Origin of the sequence: Gemella bergeri ATCC 700627, from assembly GCF_000469465.1 — a bacterium.
Lineage (GTDB): Bacteria > Bacillota > Bacilli > Staphylococcales > Gemellaceae > Gemella > Gemella bergeri.
This window is the reverse complement of record NZ_KI271791.1, coordinates 1-5,025: the sequence shown is the minus strand read 5'-3', so window position 1 is coordinate 5,025 and position 5,025 is coordinate 1. Positions and strand designations below refer to the sequence as shown.

2 protein-coding genes are annotated in these 5,025 nt (G+C 28.7%); both read left to right on the top strand.

Annotation, left to right across the window (positions count from 1 at the left end):
* The first annotated feature begins 262 nt into the window (after positions 1-262).
* Entirely contained in the window at positions 263-3,661 is a 3,399-nt protein-coding gene (locus HMPREF1983_RS07530) for a leucine-rich repeat domain-containing protein (RefSeq protein WP_021752256.1), read from the top strand.
* A gap of 66 nt (positions 3,662-3,727) precedes the next feature.
* Complete coding sequence (locus HMPREF1983_RS00260; protein WP_021752255.1) at positions 3,728-4,303, top strand: hypothetical protein; 576 nt, start codon at positions 3,728-3,730, stop codon at positions 4,301-4,303.
* The last annotated feature ends 722 nt before the right edge of the window (positions 4,304-5,025 follow it).

The following is a 5,025-nucleotide window of genomic DNA, read 5'->3' as shown; positions in this document are numbered from 1 at the left end:
TTATTTTTATTATATTTGTAATATATCAATATAAGTTAGAAAAAAATAGAAATATTATTTTTACATCCTACGATTTATTAATAGATAAGTATTTTCAAATTCTATTGAAAACCAGTTTCCTTTAGTGTATCATTAGTATGTAATATAACAAAAGGAGTAAATTATATGAATAAAATAAAAAAATTATATTGAATTAGCAAAAAAATATTACAATACTATAAAAATATTTTTGTGAAAATAAGTAGCATGGAGAATAATTGATATGAAAAATAAAACAATTTTAAAGATAACAAGTGGAGTTCTAAGTGGGGTAGTGGTATTAAGCGGTATTTCACAATTAGGAAAAATAGATGTTCAAGCAAAAGAAAAAATTGAAGTAAAAGCAAATAAAGATTTACAAATCAGTATTAAAGAACAAAATGGCGGAGCAGTAGTAGATATTATAGCGGTAAGAGATGTAAATAATGTCAATGTAAAAATAACGATAGACGGTGAAAAAGTAATAAGTTATCACATTAATAGTCTAAAAGCAGGACAAAAAGAAGAAAAAGTAATTTCAAAAGAGCAACTTGAAAATTTTAAAAGACAACTAAAAAATTTAGCTAATAAGAGAGTGCTACCAAATACAGCGTCAGTTAAGAAAAATATAGAAAGTAAGGAAAATATAGCGGGAAGTGAGATAAAAGTAGAAGTAACTTACTATGTAGAAGAAGATATAAATACAGAAAATGGTAGAAAAGAAGACCCAAAACAACCGATAGAACCGAATAAACCTATTAATCCGATAATACCGGAAGATCCAAGCAATCCGGTAAATCCGGGCGATCAGGATCAGGAAGTTATAATAAATGATCCGTTACTGAAAAAGCTAATTAATAAAAATATAGATGCAGCTCGTGATGATAATCAAAAAATAACTAAATCAGAAATAGAAAAATTAAAAGTTATAAAACTCCGTGATAAAGAGAATAAGGCAATATTAGAAAGAAAATCACTAAAAGGAACACAAGATTTTAAATTTGTATCTACTTGTGGAATAAAAGATCTTTCCGGTTTGGAAAAAGCGATTAATTTAGAAGAATTAAATTTAGATGAAAATGAGATAACCGATTTAACGCCTTTAGCTAATTTGAAAAAATTAAAACATCTAAGTTTATTTAGAAACAGAATTACTAACTTAGCGCCGTTGGCTGATTTAACAAATTTAGAATTTTTAGATTTATATTCAAATAAATTAACAGATATAAGTTCGTTGAAAAATTTAGTTAACCTAAAACATTTAGATCTTCATAATAATAATGATCAAACAGGTGATGAAAGTCACCCTACCGTTAGCGGCGGGATTAAAGATATTTCTGCAGTGGCTAATATGACTAAATTAGAAGTTTTATCGCTGGGAAGTAATGATATTTCAGATATTTCGGTTTTAACAGGATCAACTAATATTAAAGAATTAGTTTTAGGTGGTAATCATATTAAAGACTATTCAAAAGTGGTTGATTACATAGTTCCACGTATTGTTAAGATGATTAACGAAGAAGGTGGCAGTATAAAATTTGATGGTCAGAAAATTAATTATGGTAAAGAAGTAGAGGTAAACTCAAAAAATGTTTCTATACCAAGCCCTTTTGCCGGTATAAACGAAATAGGGAAAAAATTAGCTAAACAATTAGAAAGTGAGGAAGATATTAATTTCTTTTCTGATATAAAAACAAATGTAGAAGGTGTGAGTGCAACTTATAATGCTGCAACTTCTAATTTTGAGTTGACATTTACAGATGAATTTATAAAGCAAAATAATGGTAAAACTGTACCTGTTAATTTGAAATTGGGATTTGAGGAGTATACTTGGAGTTTAACTAATATTAAAATAAAAGTAAATAAAAAGGCGGAAAATCCGGTAGTCAATGAAAGTGAATTACGAAATAAACTGGAAGTATTAATAAAAAGAGATATAAGATCAGAAGAAGGTTATATTCCTAATGAGGGGAATCAACCAAATAATAATAAATGGATTGAAGTTAGAACAAAGGCAGAGCAGGTATTAGCTGATAACAAAGCAACTAAGGAACAAATAGAACAGGCGATAACTTCACTGGAAGAAGCGACATATAATGCTATATTAGGAAGTGAAAAGGTAAAAGCACGAAAAACTTTAATCTCATTAGGAAAATTTGAATTAATTCCGCAGATAACAAAAGCAACCACAATAGAAAAAGTAAAAAAAATTGTTTCCGATGTTAAGGGTGACACAGAAGAAAAACCGACAAAGCCTGATGAAAAAAATCCGAAACAACCGGGTGATAACAATAATAAACCTATAGAGCCGGAACAACCGGTAAATCCAACTCCGGAACAGCCGACAGAAAAAGCGGTGATAACAGGTTACGAAATTAGTAATAAGGTATTGGAATCTAATGGTGGCTCATTAGATGTTGTGATTAAAGGTAAAAATTTGACCGTAGACAATGTTAGAATAAAAGTTCTTGATCCTTTTACAGCAACTAAAAACAATAACTTAACCGCTGGAATTGTTTATAAAAAAGTTGGTGATAATATTATCGCTACTATAAATGTTCCCTCTAATAATGAAAATAACGCAAAATCATATAATCTGACTTTTGTAGATAAAAATGGGCAAAAAGTAACAACTACATATGAAGAAGGTCGTGGAGAGAACGGACGGGTAATTACGGTACTTCCGGCAGAAAAAACTAAACAAGACTCTGTTTTAAGTTTTGTAACAATTAGTTCATATCAGGCACATCATAGTACAGATTTGACAACAACTGATAAAGGGAATGTTAGTAAAAAAACGGTTGCTCATCTTTATGGTACTAATTTAAAAGCAAGTATAACAAAAGTTAAAATAACCGATCAAAATGGTGTTGAATGGCCGATTCATACAAAAGGGAGCGACGTTTCCGCCTCAGATTATCCTATGATGTTAATAGGTAAATTAGGTAACGGTATTTCGGGTGACGGGACATATCAAGAGGCTGAGATTGTTTTACCTAACAGTTTGGATAAAGATATGATTTTTACTTACACTTTTGCACCGGACGGAGTAAATTTTGATGAAAATCATAAAGTAACGGCGATTGTTGAAAAAACCGGAGCGACAAAATCAACTGAGAAACGTTCTATAACCGTAAAATATCAAACTGAAGATGGTAAGGAATTAAAAAAATCTAAGGTGTTAAATGGGTACAGTTGGTTTAAATATAATATAGAAAAACCTGAAATCTCAGGGTATAAAAATATTGTTGTAAAAGATAATAAATCATTGGCAGGTATATTTGGTGATGAGGATAAAGAGATAGTATTAGTGTATACAAATAACGAGGGTACAACACCGAATACACCGGAGAAACCACAATCAAAAGATGATACGCTGGAAGAAATAAAAGAAAAATTAGCGATTCTTGCAAACAGAGATTTAAAAAAAGAGGCTGGATATGATAAATTGAAACCTGAAATCCAATCAGCTTGGAAAAAAACTCGTGCAAAGGCTCAACAACTACTTGCTAATGACAGTACAAAAGAAGAATTGGAAAAACAATTAGCACAATTGAAAAATGCTATTAAAGTTGTAGAGGAAAATAGTAAGATAGACGCCGAAACACCAACACCTAACGAAGATGAAAATAATAAACCGTAACCGGAAAATTCAATATCTTCTGATGAAACGAAAGAACAATTAATACAAAAGCTACAAAAATTAGTTTTGAGAGATTTAAGAGAAGACAAAGATTATGTAACAAACCAAGGTAATCAACCTACAAATAACGAATGGATAAGAGAGAAAACAGAAGCGGAAAATATTTTACATAATACTAATTCTACAAAAGAAGAATTAGCAAAAGCGGTAAAAAATTTAGAAACAGCGATAAATAACGCATTATTGGGAAGCGAAAAAGTAAAAGCAAAAGCGGAATTGAAAATTATTGACAAACCGCAAATAGCATTACCTTATATTGCAAAAGTTAATAAAGCTAAAACGGTAGAAGAGGTAAGACAACTGGTAGCAGAGGCAAAAAAAGCTGCAGAAGATGAAGTTAAAGAAAATAACCCTTCCGTTGAAACAATAGAGAATTTGAAAGCTAAGTTGGAAAAATTAGTTGATAAAGAATTGAAGACAGAAATTAAGTTTAATGAAGCCAGTAAGGAATTACAATCTAAGTGGAAACGTGCTCGTGCTATGGCAAGAAAATTATTAGCCGACAGTGACACAACAAAAGAGCAGTTTGATAAACAAATAAAATTATTACAAGAGTCTATTAATGAAATATTAGGGAATTAGAAAGTATAAGTTTTTTCCGCAAAATATAATATTAATCAATACAGCATATAATTTGGAAATACAAATAGCCAATAAGAAAACCAGCCGATGAGAAGGCTGGTTTTTGTATAAACACAAAATAAAAATTTTAGGGTAAATTTGTTATTTTGTAGTAAACTAAAACTAAAATAGTTTTAGAAATAAATTAAAAGTTTATTGTTAAATAATTTTTTATAAAATTTAACAACCGAAAATTATTTATTAACAACATTGGAAGATTTTCCTGTTGTTATTTTTCGCAGGCGACATAAATATGTCTTTGATTTGTTGATAATGAAATCCCTATTATACAATTTTGTATAAAATAATATTTTAAGTGTTGTTTGAGATTTTTAATATATTATCTAAATTACACCGTAGATGTCGTAAAATACTTAATTCTTAACAAAGAATATTAGTTACTAAAAATATAGAAACATTTACAGATGATTTTCGTCAAAACAATTATTCACAATTTCATTGTAGCTTGTTTAAATAATCTTGTCAACGAAAATATTTTTCTAAAAATTTCCCAAAATAAAATATATTTTTAAAACAAGGGAAAAAAATATTAGAGGAAAATTTTAAAATTCAATTAAAAATTATAATATTGTTACCGTTGTATAAATTATTTTTAATAGTAAATATTGTATATGCAAACTAAACAATTGTTTTATTTAAAATTAAAATAAAATATAAAAAAT